The organism is Acinetobacter sp. (assembly GCF_045628685.1).
Classification (GTDB): Bacteria; Pseudomonadota; Gammaproteobacteria; order Pseudomonadales; family Moraxellaceae; genus Acinetobacter.
Genome location: NZ_JAZQPV010000065.1, coordinates 28,934 through 44,499, shown reverse-complemented (window position 1 = coordinate 44,499; position 15,566 = coordinate 28,934). Strand labels below are relative to the sequence as shown.

Annotated in this window: 13 protein-coding genes; 6 read left to right on the top strand and 7 right to left on the bottom strand. The window is 41.0% G+C overall.

Annotated features, from left to right (window positions below):
- Position 1: 1 nt before the first annotated feature.
- Positions 2 to 2,464, top strand: a complete 2,463-nt coding sequence (locus ACKI4H_RS09520) for an ABC transporter permease (protein WP_407305311.1) — start codon at positions 2 to 4, stop codon at positions 2,462 to 2,464.
- A 34-nt stretch (positions 2,465 to 2,498) separates the two neighbouring features.
- Here the strand turns inward: ACKI4H_RS09520 and ACKI4H_RS09515 are convergent, their stop codons facing one another.
- Positions 2,499 to 3,311, bottom strand: coding sequence for a rhomboid family intramembrane serine protease (locus ACKI4H_RS09515; protein WP_407305310.1), 813 nt, complete (start codon positions 3,309 to 3,311; stop codon positions 2,499 to 2,501).
- A 79-nt stretch (positions 3,312 to 3,390) separates the two neighbouring features.
- Between ACKI4H_RS09515 and mtgA the strand changes: the two genes are divergently transcribed.
- Complete coding sequence (gene mtgA, locus ACKI4H_RS09510; RefSeq protein WP_407305309.1) at positions 3,391 to 4,065, top strand: monofunctional biosynthetic peptidoglycan transglycosylase; 675 nt, start codon at positions 3,391 to 3,393, stop codon at positions 4,063 to 4,065.
- A gap of 112 nt (positions 4,066 to 4,177) precedes the next feature.
- Positions 4,178 to 6,259 (top strand): polyphosphate kinase 1, encoded by a 2,082-nt coding sequence (gene ppk1, locus ACKI4H_RS09505; protein ID WP_407305308.1) that lies wholly within the window; start codon positions 4,178 to 4,180, stop codon positions 6,257 to 6,259.
- A gap of 524 nt (positions 6,260 to 6,783) precedes the next feature.
- Here the strand turns inward: ppk1 and oxyR are convergent.
- From oxyR to rubA, 4 genes are all read right to left on the bottom strand, one after another.
- Entirely contained in the window at positions 6,784 to 7,689 is a 906-nt protein-coding gene (oxyR, locus tag ACKI4H_RS09500) for a LysR family transcriptional regulator OxyR (RefSeq protein ID WP_407305307.1), read from the bottom strand.
- 6 nt (positions 7,690 to 7,695) lie between these two features.
- Positions 7,696 to 8,640 (bottom strand): esterase EstB, encoded by a 945-nt coding sequence (gene estB / locus ACKI4H_RS09495; protein ID WP_407305306.1) that lies wholly within the window; start codon positions 8,638 to 8,640, stop codon positions 7,696 to 7,698.
- Between the two features lie 56 nt (positions 8,641 to 8,696).
- Positions 8,697 to 9,875 (bottom strand): NAD(P)/FAD-dependent oxidoreductase, encoded by a 1,179-nt coding sequence (locus ACKI4H_RS09490; RefSeq protein WP_407305305.1) that lies wholly within the window; start codon positions 9,873 to 9,875, stop codon positions 8,697 to 8,699.
- Between the two features lie 68 nt (positions 9,876 to 9,943).
- On the bottom strand, positions 9,944 to 10,108 hold the full coding sequence (gene rubA, locus ACKI4H_RS09485; protein WP_067723781.1) for a rubredoxin RubA: 165 nt from the start codon (positions 10,106 to 10,108) through the stop codon (positions 9,944 to 9,946).
- Positions 10,109 to 10,642: 534 nt separating this feature from the next.
- Between rubA and ACKI4H_RS09480 the strand changes: the two genes are divergently transcribed.
- A complete protein-coding gene (locus ACKI4H_RS09480) occupies positions 10,643 to 11,185 on the top strand; it encodes an adenine phosphoribosyltransferase (protein WP_407305304.1) in 543 nt (180 codons plus the stop codon).
- Positions 11,186 to 11,213: 28 nt separating this feature from the next.
- Here ACKI4H_RS09480 and ACKI4H_RS09475 read toward each other — a convergent pair whose 3' ends face one another.
- On the bottom strand, positions 11,214 to 11,735 hold the full coding sequence (locus ACKI4H_RS09475) for a YqiA/YcfP family alpha/beta fold hydrolase (RefSeq protein WP_407305303.1): 522 nt from the start codon (positions 11,733 to 11,735) through the stop codon (positions 11,214 to 11,216).
- A 290-nt stretch (positions 11,736 to 12,025) separates the two neighbouring features.
- Between ACKI4H_RS09475 and ACKI4H_RS09470 the strand changes: the two genes are divergently transcribed.
- Complete coding sequence (locus ACKI4H_RS09470; protein ID WP_407305302.1) at positions 12,026 to 12,469, top strand: SRPBCC family protein; 444 nt, start codon at positions 12,026 to 12,028, stop codon at positions 12,467 to 12,469.
- A 118-nt stretch (positions 12,470 to 12,587) separates the two neighbouring features.
- Positions 12,588 to 14,114 carry a lysine--tRNA ligase gene (gene lysS, locus ACKI4H_RS09465; RefSeq protein ID WP_407305301.1) on the top strand — a complete coding sequence of 509 codons (1,527 nt, stop codon included), beginning with the start codon at positions 12,588 to 12,590 and terminating at the stop codon, positions 14,112 to 14,114.
- A 374-nt stretch (positions 14,115 to 14,488) separates the two neighbouring features.
- Here the strand turns inward: lysS and trpS are convergent, their stop codons facing one another.
- On the bottom strand, positions 14,489 to 15,502 hold the full coding sequence (gene trpS / locus ACKI4H_RS09460; protein ID WP_407305300.1) for a tryptophan--tRNA ligase: 1,014 nt from the start codon (positions 15,500 to 15,502) through the stop codon (positions 14,489 to 14,491).
- Positions 15,503 to 15,566 lie beyond the last annotated feature (64 nt).

The window sequence follows — 15,566 nt, the reverse complement described above, 5'->3', positions numbered from 1 at the left end:
AATGAATCCACTCTTTCGACCCTTGCTGACTCAAAGTTTTAAAAGTAGCGGTGTTTACCTCCTAATTATTGCTTTGACTCTGGCCATTAGTGCGACCACGGCACTGAAATTTAGCAATGAACAGATTCAAAATGCCGTGGCATTACAGGCTGCTGAAATGTTGGCAGCAGATTTGGTTCTGAGCGACAATCAGCCGCTTGAAAAAAAATGGCAACACAAAGCTGACCAGTTGGCGCTAAAAAAATCCGAAGTCACTACATTTAGTTCGATGGCACATACCAATGATCAGTTTGTCATGGTCAATGTCAAAGCCATTGATGATGCATTTCCTTTGCGTGGTGAAATTCAGGTTGTACCCCAAGCATGGAAAATTCAGCCAGGAGAGGTTTGGTTGAGTAACCGTGCCATGGATCTGTTGCATGTCAAAGTCGGGGATACTATCAATATTGCCGATGGGACATTTAAAGTCACTGCTAAAATTGAACATGATTCCAATCAGGAATTGGGTTTTTCCGGCTTTTCGCCTACGGTGATTATCTCCCAGGCTGATGTTGCCCGAACCCATGCTATTCAAGTCGGAAGTCGGGTTGAATATCGTTTATTAATGGCAGGACCTGTACAACAGACCAAACAGTTTGAACAAGATTTCAAACAGCTGTATAAATCAGCCCAGAGCAAAATACAGAATGAGCAATCCAGCTTAAAACTGCGTAATGCCAGCGAAGGCAATACCCGCTTAATGAAGCCGATTGCCAATCTAGATACCTTTTTACAACTTGCCAATATTTTGACCATTTTGCTGTGTGGTATTGCAATTGCCTTAACCAGCCAACGTTATGTGCAACAAAATCAGGATAGTATTGCACTGATGCGTTGTATCGGGGCAACCAAAAGACAAATTCTGAGCGCCTATCTGGCTTTATTGGGCGTGGTATTAATTGCCGCAATGGCGATTGGCAGTCTGGCAGGGGTCGCGCTTGGATATGGTTTGTTGCAACTGATGCTGCAACTGATTCCACATCTGCAAATTGAATTTTCTGCATTGGATATGTTGCTGGGTCCATTGCCGATTGCGATGCTGACCAGTGCAGTGGTGTTACTCGGATTTATCGTGCCAAGTCTATGGCAATTACTCAATACACCACCTATTCGTGTGATTCGCCAGCAAGAAAAATCTGTGCAGTCGATGCTGTGGATGTTGCTGATGGGCACGGCAAGTCTGGTGCTGTTTAGTGTTGTGCTAACCGAAAATATAGTGCTGACTGCATGGGTTATCGGTGCGATTATCATCTTGTGTACTGTTCTATATATACTGATTTGGGGGTGTTTAAAACTGATCAAGGGCCTGAAGTGGTCCATTTCAGCTTATATACGTGCACCTTATCAAAGCGCCTTTCAAATTACCGCTTTAGCCCTCGGTTTAAGTTTAATTACGGTCTTGGCAGTATTGCGAACAGATTTGCTCGAGCGTTGGCAGCAGCAATTGCCTGAAGGTACGCCGAATCAATTTGTTTACGGTTTGCCGCCGTTTGATATGCCTTTATTTAAAGCGCAACTTGAACAAAGGGATTGGCACAGTACTCCACTTTATCCCAATATTCGGGGACGATTGGTGGCAAAGAATGATCAACCTTTTTCGGATGAATTACTTAAAAACAATAACTCTTTACGTCGTGAGCTCAATTTGACCCAAACAGCAGAATATCCTACTGACAATAAAATCGTGCAGGGCACAGCCGCATTGCAGCAGGTCGGTGATGTATCGATTGAGGTGAAAACTGCAGAAGAACTGGGCATTAAAATAGGCGATCGGCTCACTTTTAGTCTGCCTGAAGGCTTGATTCAAGCCAAAGTCGTTAACTTGCGTAGCGTCGAATGGGAAAGCTTTAGTCCGAATTTCTTCTTTATTTTTGCACCGAAGACTATGGATGAAAATGCGGGCAGTTATTTAGGCAGTTTTTATGTGCCTGAACAGGATAAAAAACAACTGGTTTCTGTGATTCAACAATTTCCCAATACGGTTTTTATTGATGTCAGTCTGATTCTGGATGAAGTAAAACGCCTGGTAAATGTGCTGGTTCAAATTATTACCGTACTCGCGCTGTTGGTCAGTGTCTCGGGTATTCTGGTTTTAATTGCCTGCTTGAACTTGTTGATGGATGAACGCAAACGTGAAGTGGCTTTATTGCGCTCATTTGGTAGCTCTAAACAAAAGCTAAAACAGATGATGACTGTGGAGATCGGCTTTATCGGATTCATGGCAGGTGTAGTTTCATGTCTGTTTGCAGAAGTGATTAGTGCGATTGCCAGTTATAAAATGAATTTGGTGATTCAGGTGCATTGGGAAATTTGGCTGATTTTACCAATTTTAATGACTGTCGTGTGTGCCTTGATTGGGCGTTATCGTTTGAGTTATTTATGTGACATTCCACCACTGCAAAGTTTGCGCGAGATGAATCAATAATAGTTTCATCTCACAAAGAAGATTGATCCTTTTATTAAAAACGCAGTTGTGCGCGCATGGCTGCAAGGATTTGACGCCAGACAGGTTCGATGATTTGTACTTGCTGCATGCAGTAATCATACAACATATAGCAAGTTACAACGCCTACAACCAAACCGAGAATAACCCCTAAATTGGGTTTGTGGATACGTTGTCCCACATACCAAATAGCTGCCAATAATGCACCCATCAGCATACCACCGATATGGGCTGCATTGTTAATACCGGGCATGGTAAAGCCTATGAACAGGTTAATCCCCATCACCATAACCAAGGTTTTCTTGTCTAGAATAAAGCGTTGCCTTGGTAAAACAGGAAGTAAAGACAAAACGGTCAAAGCCCCCCCGATCCCCATCACTGCACCAGAAGCACCGGCACTGACCGTCGGGAAAAGTTTAGGATCATTGCTTTGCAGCAGTTCAAAGGTATTTTGAATATCGATCAAGCCACTGAGCAAACTTCCCATCAGGCCGGCAAGAATATACAGACCCCCATAATAGAATCGGCCAAAAAGCTGTTCAGTCACACTGCCGAAAATATACAAGGCCCACATATTGAGCATTAAATGAATCAAGCCAAAATGAAAAAACATGCTTGTAAACAGGCGAGTGGGTTCCTCTAAAAAGGTTAAAGGTGCATAATCAGCTCCCCAATGAATAGCATCGACCAGACTTGGACTGGTAATATTGACCCCTGTGAGTACTTGCCAGAGAAATAAACCGACATTAATGGCAATCAAAACTGCAGTTAGCCACCAAAGGTGAACTTCGGGTTTACTTTGAATGGGAGGAGGGGAAAGTTTAGCCATGCTATTCTTTTATAATCTTTGCTATATTCAGCTTCAAGCTTAGCACGAAAAAACAGATATTTTGGAGTAACTCACTGACATGAAAGCTTTTATTGTTCGTAGTTTGTTAATACTTGTCAGTTTGGTGCTTTTGATACAGCTTTGGATTTTTGCAAGTCTGGTATGGTGGCGAACTCATCCAGTGGATACCACCATGATGATGCGTCTGGATTATTGGTCTGAGCCCTCTAAGCCGATCAAGCATCAATGGCGTGATTATGATCAGATCAGTGACTACCTTAAACATGCCGTGGTTGCCGCAGAGGATGGCAAGTTTCTGCAACATCACGGTTTTGACTGGGCAGGCATGCAATTTGCCTTGGAGCGGAATAAAGACAAAGGCAAAGTGGTGGCTGGAGGTTCGACCATTTCACAGCAATTGGCAAAAAATCTATTCTTATATAACAAGCGTTCATTTCTGCGTAAAGGCCAAGAAGCTGTTGCGACCTGGATGATGGAGCGGGTTTGGACTAAACAACGTATTTTAGAAGTCTATTTAAACTCGGTTGAATTTGGCGACAATATTTATGGGGTGGAAGCAGCAACCCAGTATTATTTTGGTAAAAGCGCGAGAAGTTTAACCCGTGAACAAGCTGCCTTCTTAGCGGCCATTTTGCCCAATCCCAAATATTACCAAGACCACCGTGATGACCGGAAACTACAATACCGTAAACGTATGATTCAAAAGTATATGCGTTATAGCCACATTCCTTAATTGAAGACTGTAATAAAAAGCCCAAATTTTTGGGCTTTTTTTATGAAATTGTCATAATTTTGAAGCATACTGATCAAGATACGGATTACTTTCGAACAAGCATAGGTTAGGTATGAATACTGCAGCAGGGCTATCTCCTACACACACAGAATATACATATAACGATCGCTACATTAATCGTGAACTTTCTATTTTAGATTTTCATCTTCGTGTATTAGAACAGGCGGTTGATCCACTGCATCCTTTACTTGAACGGATGAATTTTTTGCTTATTTTCTCGCGCAATCTAGATGAGTTTTTTGAAATCCGCTTTGCGGGACTGATGGAGCAGCTCGATTTAGGCAATGAAAGTCACAGTCCGGATGGATTAACCCCAAAGCAAGTGTTAGAGATTATTTCTAAAACTGCCCATGCTGCCATCGAACGTCAATACCGTATTTTAAATGAAGAAATTTTGCCAAAGCTGCGTGAAGAAGACATCTGTTTTTTACGTCGTGGAGAACTGACACCTGCTCAATCGGCCTGGATTAAAAAGTATTTTCAGGAGCAAGTGGCGCCGGTACTCACTCCGATTAGCTTGGATCCAGCTCATCCATTTCCGCGTTTGGTCAACAAAAGCTTAAACTTTATTGTGACCCTCGAAGGTAAAGATGCCTTTGGTCGTCAAATTGATTTGGCGGTTGTGCCAGCCCCACGTTCATTGCCGCGAGTGGTCCGTTTACCGGATGAATTGACTGACGGCAAAGAGCATCATGTGATGTTGTCTGCCATTATTCATGAGCATGTTTCAGATTTGTTTCCGGGTATGACGGCAACCGGTTGTTATCAGTTTCGTGTGACCCGAAATGCAGATTTGGCTTTAAATGAAGATGTTGAAGATTTGGCCAAAGCCTTAAAAGGGGAGCTGAATTCGCGTCGTTTTGGCCGTGCAGTGCGCTTGGAAGTGACGCAAAATTGTCCCGAACATATTTATGAATATTTGCTTGAGGAATTTGATCTAGACAAAGACCAGCTTTACAAAGTCGATGGTCCGGTCAACCTTGCGCGCTTATTGTCGAATTTTAAACGTCCACATTTACGTTATGACACTCATACCCCGGTCATTCCGAAAGTATTGAAGAAGTCTGAAAATATTTTCTCTGCCATGCAGAAACAGGACATCCTTTTACACCATCCATTTGAATCCTTTGCACCTGTCATTAATTTGTTGCGTGAAGCCGCGCGAGATCCTCAAGTGCTTGCTATCAAGCAAACCTTGTACCGTAGTGGACCAGATTCTGAAATTGTTCAGGTACTGGCAGAAGCTGCTCGAAATGGAAAAGAAGTCACAGCAGTCATTGAGCTGCGAGCGCGTTTCGATGAAGCATCCAATATTGAAGTGGCAAATGTACTGCAAGAAGCTGGTGCGGTGGTAGTGTACGGTATTGTGGGCTATAAAACCCATGCCAAAATGATTTTGGTCGTGCGCCGTGAGAACAATAAACTGGTGCGTTATGTGCATTTAGGTACCGGTAACTATCATGCAGGCAATGCCCGCATTTATACCGATTATGGCTTGCTGACCACAGATAAAGAATTGTGTGAAGATGTGCACCGCATTTTCCAGGAATTGACCGGTATGGGCAAAATGGCGAAGCTGAAAAAACTTCTGCATGCACCCTTTACCCTGCATGCACAACTGATCAACTTTATTGATGAAGAAATTGCCAATGCCAAAGCCGGCAAGCCGGCACAAATTATTGTCAAAGTGAATGCCTTGACTGAAATGCAGCTGATTAACAAATTATATGAAGCTTCACAAGCCGGTGTGAGCATTGATCTGATTATTCGTTCCATTTGCTGTCTGCGTCCTGGCTTACCGGGGCTTTCAGAAAATATTCGTGTACGTTCAATTGTGGGGCGTTTCCTGGAACATACACGTGTGTACTATTTTAGCAATAATGGCAATGCGCGAATTTACTGTTCAAGTGCGGACTGGATGGATCGTAATTTATTTAACCGGGTTGAAGTCTGTTTCCCGATTGAAGATCCAGCGCTGAAAAAACGCATTTATCAGCAAGGCCTACTGACCTATTTGAAAGACAATCAGCAAGCATGGTTGTTGCAAGGGGATGGTACCTGGCTTCGTGCGCAGGTTGCAGATGGCCAACAGCCGCATAATGCACAAAGAATATTATTAGATTTGATTAAATAATTTATTTAAGTGTTGACGACGAAATAAGGAAGTATCTGGACTCTTTTTATGCAATGAAAATATTGGAAATCAAAAGATCTAACTTTTAATTAGGTGATTTTTCGATCAGTGCTTTGAATGTTACCCTCAATTTTATAGAGGGAGGTTGAGGTCTGATCTGCAACTTGCTGTAGGTTAAGACCCGCTGATACTAGATTTAAAATTTCATACTCAAGGGCTCAAGGGTGCTTAGCTTTATAAGTTTTCTAAGTTAAGTGGTTGATATTATTTGTTTAGATTCAGGTTTATGCAACAAAATATACTGTGTCAGAATATGATGGATCGGTGCTCCACCGCGCAGCATAATTTTATGTACAAAATATTGTTTTTTAACTTTAAACCCAGCTTGTCGTTAGGGTAAAGCTTTCTTATTTAGACACATGTAAGTGTCTTACTTTTAAAAAAGTTTATTTAAGCAAAGAGCTCGCAAGGAAATGGGGCAGTAAAAAAAGGAGCATTTGCTCCTTTTAATGTATCGCTTATTTTTAGTGAAGATTTTTGGTGATCTTTTGCAAGATTTGCAATAACACATCAAATTCACTTTGCAATGGTGTGCTTTTACGCGTGACCAAAGCGAGCGTGCGACTTGGTGCCGCTTCAATCGCTTTAACCACCAACTCTGGATTCGCTTTAATCATATTGGTATGAATGGCAATTTCAGGAAGCAGAGTAAAGCCCAAATCAGCAGAGACCATTTCAACCAAGGTGGGTAGCGAACTTGCTTTTAAACGATGATCATTTTTACGTTCACCAATCGGGCAGGCACTTAAAACATGATTGCGTAAACAATGACCTTCTTCAAGTAACACCAAACGTGATAAATCTAAATCATCTAAAGTTTTGGCATTCAGTGCATTTTGATCGGTTTTGTGATGCACCAAATAAAGATTTTCTTTCGCGATTTCAGCAACTTTTAAGCCACGTGTATCAAAAGGCAGTGCCAAAACAATCATGTCCAGATTGCCGTGTTCTAATTTTTCAACAATTTTCTCACTTTGTGCTTCATACAAATGCAATTGAATTTTAGGCAGTTGTTTATGCACTTCGTCTAAAAGTTGCGACAAAATGAAAGGGGCAATAGTGGGGATGATGCCTAAATGTAAATCACCAGTTAAAGGCTCACTCATTTCGCGACTTAAACGCATCAAGTCTTGAGCATCAGCCAATAAAACACGGGCTCGAGCAACAACCTGTTCTCCAAGCGGAGTTAAACGTACATTTTGGCGGTCACGTTCAACGAGGACTCCACCTAACAAACGCTCTAACTCCATGATTCCGCCTGACAAAGTCGATTGGGTCACAAATGAACGGCGCGCAGCTTCAGTAAAATGTAGCGTTTCAGACAGTGTAACGAGGTATGACAGCTGTCTTAAAGAGGGTAATGCAGCCATAGTGTCCTAATGTTTTAATTTAAAGTGATCAGCAAATAGTCCGCTAAGATATGGAATAAAATGCGGAGGCATATCATGCCCCATTCCATCAATTAATTCAAACTTAGCATCTGTAATTGCCTTTGCAACTGCTTTGCCATGACTCGGTGGCAGTAAACGATCACGAGAGCCATGTACCACAAGGGTAGGTTGCTGAATTTGCTTACTCAATTGTAGCAAAGAACCGGTACATAATATTGCTAAAAATTGTTGAAGTACACCCGCTGGATAATAACTTCGTCGATATAGTTTACGGGCGGTCTGAATAATCTCGATTTGGTTGATATATCCAGGCGAACCGATAATGTTAAAAACTTTCACACTATGATTGACAATACCATCCTCATCCGTAGATTCAGGTCGGCCAATCAGGCTAAAAAGCTGTTTTGGAAAAGGTGGGGGCAGTAAAGGCTGATTGTTGCTGGTAAACATTAAACCGAGGCTGCTAACTTTTTCAGGATGCTTAGCTGCTAGGATTTGTGCAATCATGCCACCCATTGAAGCTCCAATTACAGAGACTTTTTCCAGTCCCAGACGGCCAATGAGTAAGGCAGCATCTTCAGCCATATCATATAAATTATACGGTGCACCTTGATTTTCTAAGCCGAGCGCAAAACGACTCATCAGTTTTAAGGTGTTGAGTCGTGGACCTGAATGACGAATTTTTGAAGACAGTCCAATGTCACGGTTATCAAAACGAATAACATAATAACCTTGGTCAATCAGTGATTTACAGAAAAAATCAGGCCAAAACAACATTTGCGCACCTAAGCCCATAATCAGCATGATTGCAGGATGTTCAGGATTTCCACCCATTTCTACATGCAGTTCAACGCCATTGCCTAAATTGACTTTGGTTTCATGCATAAAAGATGTATAGGGAGAGCCTGTAAAGTTGAGTGCGCTATTCATTGTTGTTTTCCTAAAAAAGGACATTTTGTTGAAAAAACGTCCTTTGTATTAAAACCTTAAATGGCTACAGGAAGCAAGTCAGGTACAAGTTTAGTTAGACTTAATCGCTGTTTTGCCGCAGTCGCGCCCAATAAAACAAAACCACGCAAGGTATTTTGACTATCTAGGGCTTTGGCAATCATGCCATCTTCAAGCTCTTCGGTCTCCCAGATGACGTCAACACCCACTGGGGCAGGAAGCACAGTCAGGGGAGCCGCAGGAGTTTTAACGGCAACAGGCATCGCTGGATAATGAACATGGGTTTGTTCACCATTTAAGGTTTTCGCTAAAGCACGTGCTTGTTGCATGATCGGCATCACATACGGCAACAGCAAACCATTGACTTCTGCACAGTCACCAATTGCATAGATATCGGCTTGATTGGTTTCCAAATGACTATTGGTCAAAATACCGCGGCTGCAGTGAATATTCGCAGCTTTTGCCAATTCTAAATTTGGCTGTAAACCAATCGCTGAAAGTACAATGTCTGCAACAATCGACTGACCATTGGCTAAAGTAATTTGATAGTCACCATTTTCAACTTTAATCACTTTTTCAACAGTGGTACCCAGTACAAAACGAATGCCAATCTCTTCAAGTTTTTCTTGAAAAGACGCAGCTACATAATCGGGAATGAGACGTCCTAAAGGTTGTGGAGCCAAATCAATCACCGTGACCTGGTGTTCTGTATTTTGTAAGTCATTGGCAAATTCACAACCGATCAGACCTGCACCCAGAATCACCACGCGTTTATCGTGATGTTGAGCAAGATTTTTACGGAAGGCTTTATAGTGATCCAAATTGTTGACCACGTGTATATCATCACTGCCATCGCCTGCAATCGCGAGGCGAACCGGATTTGCACCTACGGCTAAAACCAGTTTTGAATAAGGTTGAGTGGTTTGTTGTCCATCTTTTTCTAAAACCAGTTGATGCTGTTCAGCTTGAATCTCTTTAACCGAAGTATGCGCTTCAATACGCATCTTCAGTTGATCACTCATTTTTCTGGCATCACCTAGGGCAATTTGCTCAGGTGCTTTTTTTCCGGCTAAAGCATTAGACAGCGTGGGTTTAGCATAGTTTACCGCATCATCTGCACAAATCATGACCAGTTCATGCTCGGGATTTAGCTTACGAAACTCACGCGCTGCAGTATAGCCGGCCATACCCGAACCAATGATGACGATAGGATGCATAGTTTTCTCCAAACTGTTTTTGATAAGACGTAAAAAAGACCACTCATTATGGTCTTTGGTATCAATTGTTAGAATTCAACCATTTCAAAATCAACTTTTGATACACCGCAGTCGGGGCAAGTCCAATCATCTGGGATATCTTCCCATTTTGTCCCTGCAACAATACCATCTTGTGGCCATCCTTCCGCTTCGTCATAAATCCATCCACAAACGATGCATTGATACTTTTTCATTTGACTCTCCAAAACACTGACTTTTTAAAAAGTGAAGCCAGTAAAATCGCATATACAGGGTGACTCTAATGATATGATTTTCAATCTACATATTCATTCAAATTTTTACGCAGTTCTAGCATTAATGTAAAGCAAATATCCGAGTTTAATCGGTGAATTTGAAACCAGAATTGCATGGCAGGACAAAACTTGTCATATAAATAGGTAAATATGGTTTTTGTTTAACAATTTAAATTGAATCTGAATTTTGAAATGTCAATCAATCGGTGTGGCTTTAAGAAGATCAAGAAATAACTTTATGCTGGTGAAAATTTGGGTTTAGACGAAGGTCGGGGGAGAGAAAATAAACAAAGTTTGTTCATTTAGGATCAGATAACTCTATATCTTATATTTATTTAAAAAATAAATATAATTAAATCAATTTATTGAGATTTGTTAGCTTAGTTTGAACCCTGGTAACTGCGCTCATTTACTGGTCATGAACCTGATAAAGCGTTAAAATTAACATATTCTCCTCTAAATTACTTTTCTCCCATGAGCAATTTGTCTACAACTTTGTGGTCTCACATTCGTACTGTCCAAGATTTCCCTAAACCGGGTATTTGCTTTTTTGATTTAACCCCGTTGTTTATGAGTAATATTGGCCCATTAACCGATGCTTTAATTGCCAGTATCCCGGCTGAACAATTGGAACAGGTAGACAGTTTTGTCGCGGTAGAAGCACGTGGTTTTGTACTGGCAAGTTTGTTGGCTCAACGTTTGGGCAAAGGTTTATTGCTGGTGCGTAAAGCAGGCAAATTACCACCACCGGTTGTGGGCGTAGGTTATAGCCTTGAATACGGTATGGATCGTCTGGAAATGTCAGCGAATATCGAAGCACAAAAAATTATTATTGTGGATGATGTTTTAGCAACAGGTGGTACTTTAAAAGCAGTGAAACAGCTGGTAGACAAATGCAACCATGAAATCTTGGGTGCGAGCATTTTCCTCGATTTACCTGATTTGCACGGTGATTTAGGTTTAGATGTCTGGTCTGTGTTAGACGATAAATCCCAGCCAGAACAAGCAGTCGCTTAATTGGTTTGATGTCATAAAAAAGTCTTGGTTAAACCAAGGCTTTTTTATTTTTTAGAAAATGTGTTTGCATGTGTTGAATGAGATCATTTATGTTTTCTGGACTGGCTAACCGGTGATGTCCACCTTCTAGAGCCTGAACGATCATATAGGGTTCGAGATATTCCTGAACGGCATACATATCTAGTATTTCATCGCCTAACTCTAAATAGGCAATTTGTGCAATGTCGTGTTCGAGATCCTCTTCATTAATTGCAGGGTAGTCTTCACGAAAATCTGGACGAAGACTCGGGTTGGCAATCACAGTCGGAATTTTACACAAGGCAGACATTTTTAAGGCCCAATACGCGCCCAAGCTGTGTCCGACCAGAATTTCAGGCTTGATTTTGGCAATAATATCGCGATAAAAATCGGCGACCGTCTGAAAATTCAGGTTGCGGTAATCTATATCGATACAATATTTTTGATTGGCATCAATGGCATGGAATTTTGTCGATTCACGCGAGGAATCGAGTCCATGTAAAAACAAGATTTTCGAAGTGCATGTATTCATTGTTTTATAGTTCACGCTGTTTTTATGTACAAAGATAGAAAAGTTGAATCGTTTCCTTTTCAACCATTTTGCTTAAATTATTGTAGGTGACTATGAAGAATAAAGAAGTTAGCTTTTGGTCTAATAAATCGACACAATAATAGGGTATAAACCCACTTACAAAATAAATTATTGATTAAAATTAAATAGATAAAAAATAATTAAGTTGCTCTGAACCTAGATAACAAAACCTGCCTATCGCGCAAAAATAAATTTAGATAGCTTGGATAAATATAAGCTGAGGTGAGCCTATGGAAATTTTGAATTATGAAATTTTGATTCACGCCTCTCCACAAAAGGTATGGCAGACTCTGTGGGATGCAGACACTTATACCGAATGGACACAATATTTTGCTCCGGGTTCATCAATGCATTCCGACTGGCAAGTGAATGGACGAACTGTTTTTCTCGATGCCAATGGTGATGGCATGGTTTCAACCATTACCGAGCTGGAAGAATTTAAAGTAGTGACCTTTAAGCACTTGGGCATGCTGGAAGATGGCATTGAAGATTTAGACAGTGAAGAAGTTAAGCAATGGAGCGGTGTTTTAGAAAAGTATGTGCTTGAAGATGTAAATGTCTCAACCATGCTGAGTGTAGAACTGGAAACCTCTAAACAACATGTGGAATTGATGAATAATGGTTTACAAAGAGGTTTTGAGATCGTCAAACAATTGGCCGAAGCCAAAATGTGAGTGAAACAACATTATGTGGAGCAAATCAATGCTTTTGTTTGGCAATAAGTCATACGAAATTTATGCTAAATCTGCTATCCTATGCAACTTCCGTTTTTTACATATATTCGAGGCAGAGATGACGCAACATAACGCTCAATCGACTTCTGAACAACACATTTCCGAAAACGATTTAATTGCACAGCGTCATGCCAAGTTAAAGCATATTGAAGAACATGCTAAGGAAAAGGGAACCAGCCCTTGGCCGAATACATTTAAACGTGAACATTACGCTCAAGACTTACAAGAACAATTTGCTGATAAGTCTAAAGAAGAAATTGAAGCGGGTGAAAAGGTTTATGTAAAAGTTGCAGGTCGCGTGATGTTGAACCGTGGTTCATTTATCGTGATTCAGGACATGACTGGACGTATTCAACTGTATGTTGCACGTAAAGAATTAGATCCAGACGTACTCGCAACCATTAAAGGTTTAGACCTGGGCGATATTATTGCCGTTGAAGGTTATATTGGCCGTTCTGGCAAAGGTGATCTTTATGTTCATATTGAGCATTTTGAGCTTTTAACCAAATCGCTTCGTCCACTTCCAGATAAATTCCATGGTTTAAACGATACTGAAATGAAGTATCGTAAACGCTATCTTGATCTGATCGTAAACGAAGAAACTCGTAAAACCTTTGAAATTCGTGCCAAAGTGGTTTCAGGCATCCGTGCGTTCTTAACTGAAAAACGCTATATGGAAGTAGAAACCCCAATGATGCATGTGATTCCAGGTGGCGCGTCTGCACGTCCTTTTGAAACGCATCATAATGCACTGGACATGCCATTGTTCTTGCGTATCGCACCTGAGCTGTACTTAAAACGTTTGGTGGTGGGTGGTTTTGAACGCGTGTTCGAAATTAACCGTAACTTCCGTAATGAAGGTGTATCTACACGGCATAATCCGGAATTCACCATGATTGAATTCTACCAGGCTTATGCAGATTACAAGGATTTAATGGAACTCACAGAGCAAATGCTAGAAAAACTAGCGCTTGATATCTTAGGTTCGACCGATGTGCCATATGGCGAAGAAGTATATAGCTTCAAAGGTCCATTCAAGAAAATCTCGATGTTTGATGCGATTCTGGAAAATAACCCACAATTCACGCCTGAAAATGTAGCGGACCGTGAATTCCTGGCGAAATTTGTTGAAGAAGAATTGAAAGAAAAAGTTAAACCTGGTTTTGGTCTAGGCAAACTTCAAACCATCGTATTTGAAGAAACAGTTGAAACTAAACTTCGTCAACCCACTTTCATTACTGAATACCCAGCGGAAACCTCTCCATTGGCACGTCGTAATGATACCAATCCACACATCACTGATCGTTTTGAATTCTTCATCGGTGGTCGTGAATTGGCGAATGGTTTCTCGGAATTGAATGATCCAATTGATCAGGCAGAGCGCTTCCAGGCGCAGGTAGCTGAAAAAGATGCAGGTGATGATGAAGCGATGCATTACGATGCAGACTTCGTAGAAGCGCTAGAATATGGTTTGCCACCAACAGCAGGTGAGGGAATTGGTATTGACCGTCTGGTAATGTTGTTTGCAAATGCAGCCAGTATTCGTGATGTGATTTTATTCCCGCATATGCGCCATAAAAACTAATTTGTTGATGTCAAGAAACCCGCTTTAGAGCGGGTTTTTTATTTTAAAGACAGCACAAATATCAAATTTATATGTGTTATGAATAGTCATTTGAATTTTAAGAATTTCAGACAAAAAAATACGCAATGATTGGGGTGACCATTGCGTAGCACAACGAATCTGTTTACACAGTTTCGGTTAAGGAGAATGTTAGAACTCTACTGAGCCCTAAGCACTGAAAGTATAATAAAATGAATGGTGAGTCATTTCATGAGTCTTTGAGTTAAATTGTGTAAATTCAGGTTAATAACTATTGGTTAGTGTGATTAACTGCTCATTATTTAGCCCAAAAAAGCCCTTCTTGATAAGAAAGGCATTTTTTAGATCAGATACTTTTAGAAATGAAAAACCCCTAAGCCCGATTTAACTTCATCAAGGGTTTGCTGGGTAATATCGCGACATTTATCGGTACCGGCTTTTAAAATATCCATAATGTAATCAGGATCTTTTTGGAGTTCCATACGGCGTTCGCGAATAGGGGTTATCAATTCTTTTAAAATCCCTTCAAGGCGTTTTTTCACCGTACCATCACCTAAGCCACCACGACGATAATGTTCTTTTAACTCTGCAAGTTCTTCCAGGTTGGTATCGAAAGCATCTAGATAAGTAAATACCACGTTACCTTCAACCTGACCTGGGTCTTCAACACGAAGATGATTTGGATCGGTATACATTGCATTTACTGCTTTTTTTATATCTTTATCAGAAGCATCTAACACAATGGTATTACCCAAAGATTTCGACATTTTCGCTTTACCATCAAAACCGGGTAAACGGCCGACATTTGAAAGCAGTGCTTTGCATTCTGGAAGCAAGTCATGACCAATTTGACGGTTCAAGCGACGGACTATTTCGTTGGTTTGTTCGATCATTGGAATCTGATCTTCACCGACAGGTACAACCGTTGCTTTGAAAGCAGTAATGTCGGCTGCTTGTGCGACTGGGTAGCACAGGAAGCCTGCTGGAATATCACGCTCAAACCCACGCATCTGAATTTCAGATTTGATGGTCGGGTTACGCTCTAGGCGTGACACAGTCACAAAGTTCAAATACAACATAGTGAGTTCATTCAATGCCGGCAAGCATGACTGAACACAAATCGTTGTTTTGCTTGGATCAATACCCACGGCTAAATAGTCAGTTGCCACTTCAATAATATTGCGACGTACTTTTGCAAAGTTGTCTGCGTTATCAGTTAAGGCTTGAGCATCGGCAAGGAGAAGATGTTGATGGTGAGAATCTTGTAGTCCTACACGTGAACGTAAAGAACCAACAAAATGACCTAAATGAAGTTGTCCGGTTGGGCGGTCGCCAGTCAAAATAACAGGACGATTGTCTTGATTACTCATTATCTCTCTATTCCAAAGTAGTTAGCACTACATTTATATGCTGATGAATTGCTGTATTGTACGG

Bases quoted from the DNA above. Each gene is read 5' to 3' on its own strand.
- ACKI4H_RS09520 (WP_407305311.1), top strand. From the start codon at position 2: ATGAATCCACTCTTTCGACCCTTGCTGACTCAAAGTTTTAAAAGTAGC.
- ACKI4H_RS09515 (WP_407305310.1), bottom strand. From the start codon at position 3,311: ATGGCTAAACTTTCCCCTCCTCCCATTCAAAGTAAACCCGAAGTTCAC.
- mtgA (WP_407305309.1), top strand. From the start codon at position 3,391: ATGAAAGCTTTTATTGTTCGTAGTTTGTTAATACTTGTCAGTTTGGTG.
- ppk1 (WP_407305308.1), top strand. From the start codon at position 4,178: ATGAATACTGCAGCAGGGCTATCTCCTACACACACAGAATATACATAT.
- oxyR (WP_407305307.1), bottom strand. From the start codon at position 7,689: ATGGCTGCATTACCCTCTTTAAGACAGCTGTCATACCTCGTTACACTG.
- estB (WP_407305306.1), bottom strand. From the start codon at position 8,640: ATGAATAGCGCACTCAACTTTACAGGCTCTCCCTATACATCTTTTATG.
- ACKI4H_RS09490 (WP_407305305.1), bottom strand. From the start codon at position 9,875: ATGCATCCTATCGTCATCATTGGTTCGGGTATGGCCGGCTATACTGCA.
- rubA (WP_067723781.1), bottom strand. From the start codon at position 10,108: ATGAAAAAGTATCAATGCATCGTTTGTGGATGGATTTATGACGAAGCG.
- ACKI4H_RS09480 (WP_407305304.1), top strand. From the start codon at position 10,643: ATGAGCAATTTGTCTACAACTTTGTGGTCTCACATTCGTACTGTCCAA.
- ACKI4H_RS09475 (WP_407305303.1), bottom strand. From the start codon at position 11,735: ATGAATACATGCACTTCGAAAATCTTGTTTTTACATGGACTCGATTCC.
- ACKI4H_RS09470 (WP_407305302.1), top strand. From the start codon at position 12,026: ATGGAAATTTTGAATTATGAAATTTTGATTCACGCCTCTCCACAAAAG.
- lysS (WP_407305301.1), top strand. From the start codon at position 12,588: ATGACGCAACATAACGCTCAATCGACTTCTGAACAACACATTTCCGAA.
- trpS (WP_407305300.1), bottom strand. From the start codon at position 15,502: ATGAGTAATCAAGACAATCGTCCTGTTATTTTGACTGGCGACCGCCCA.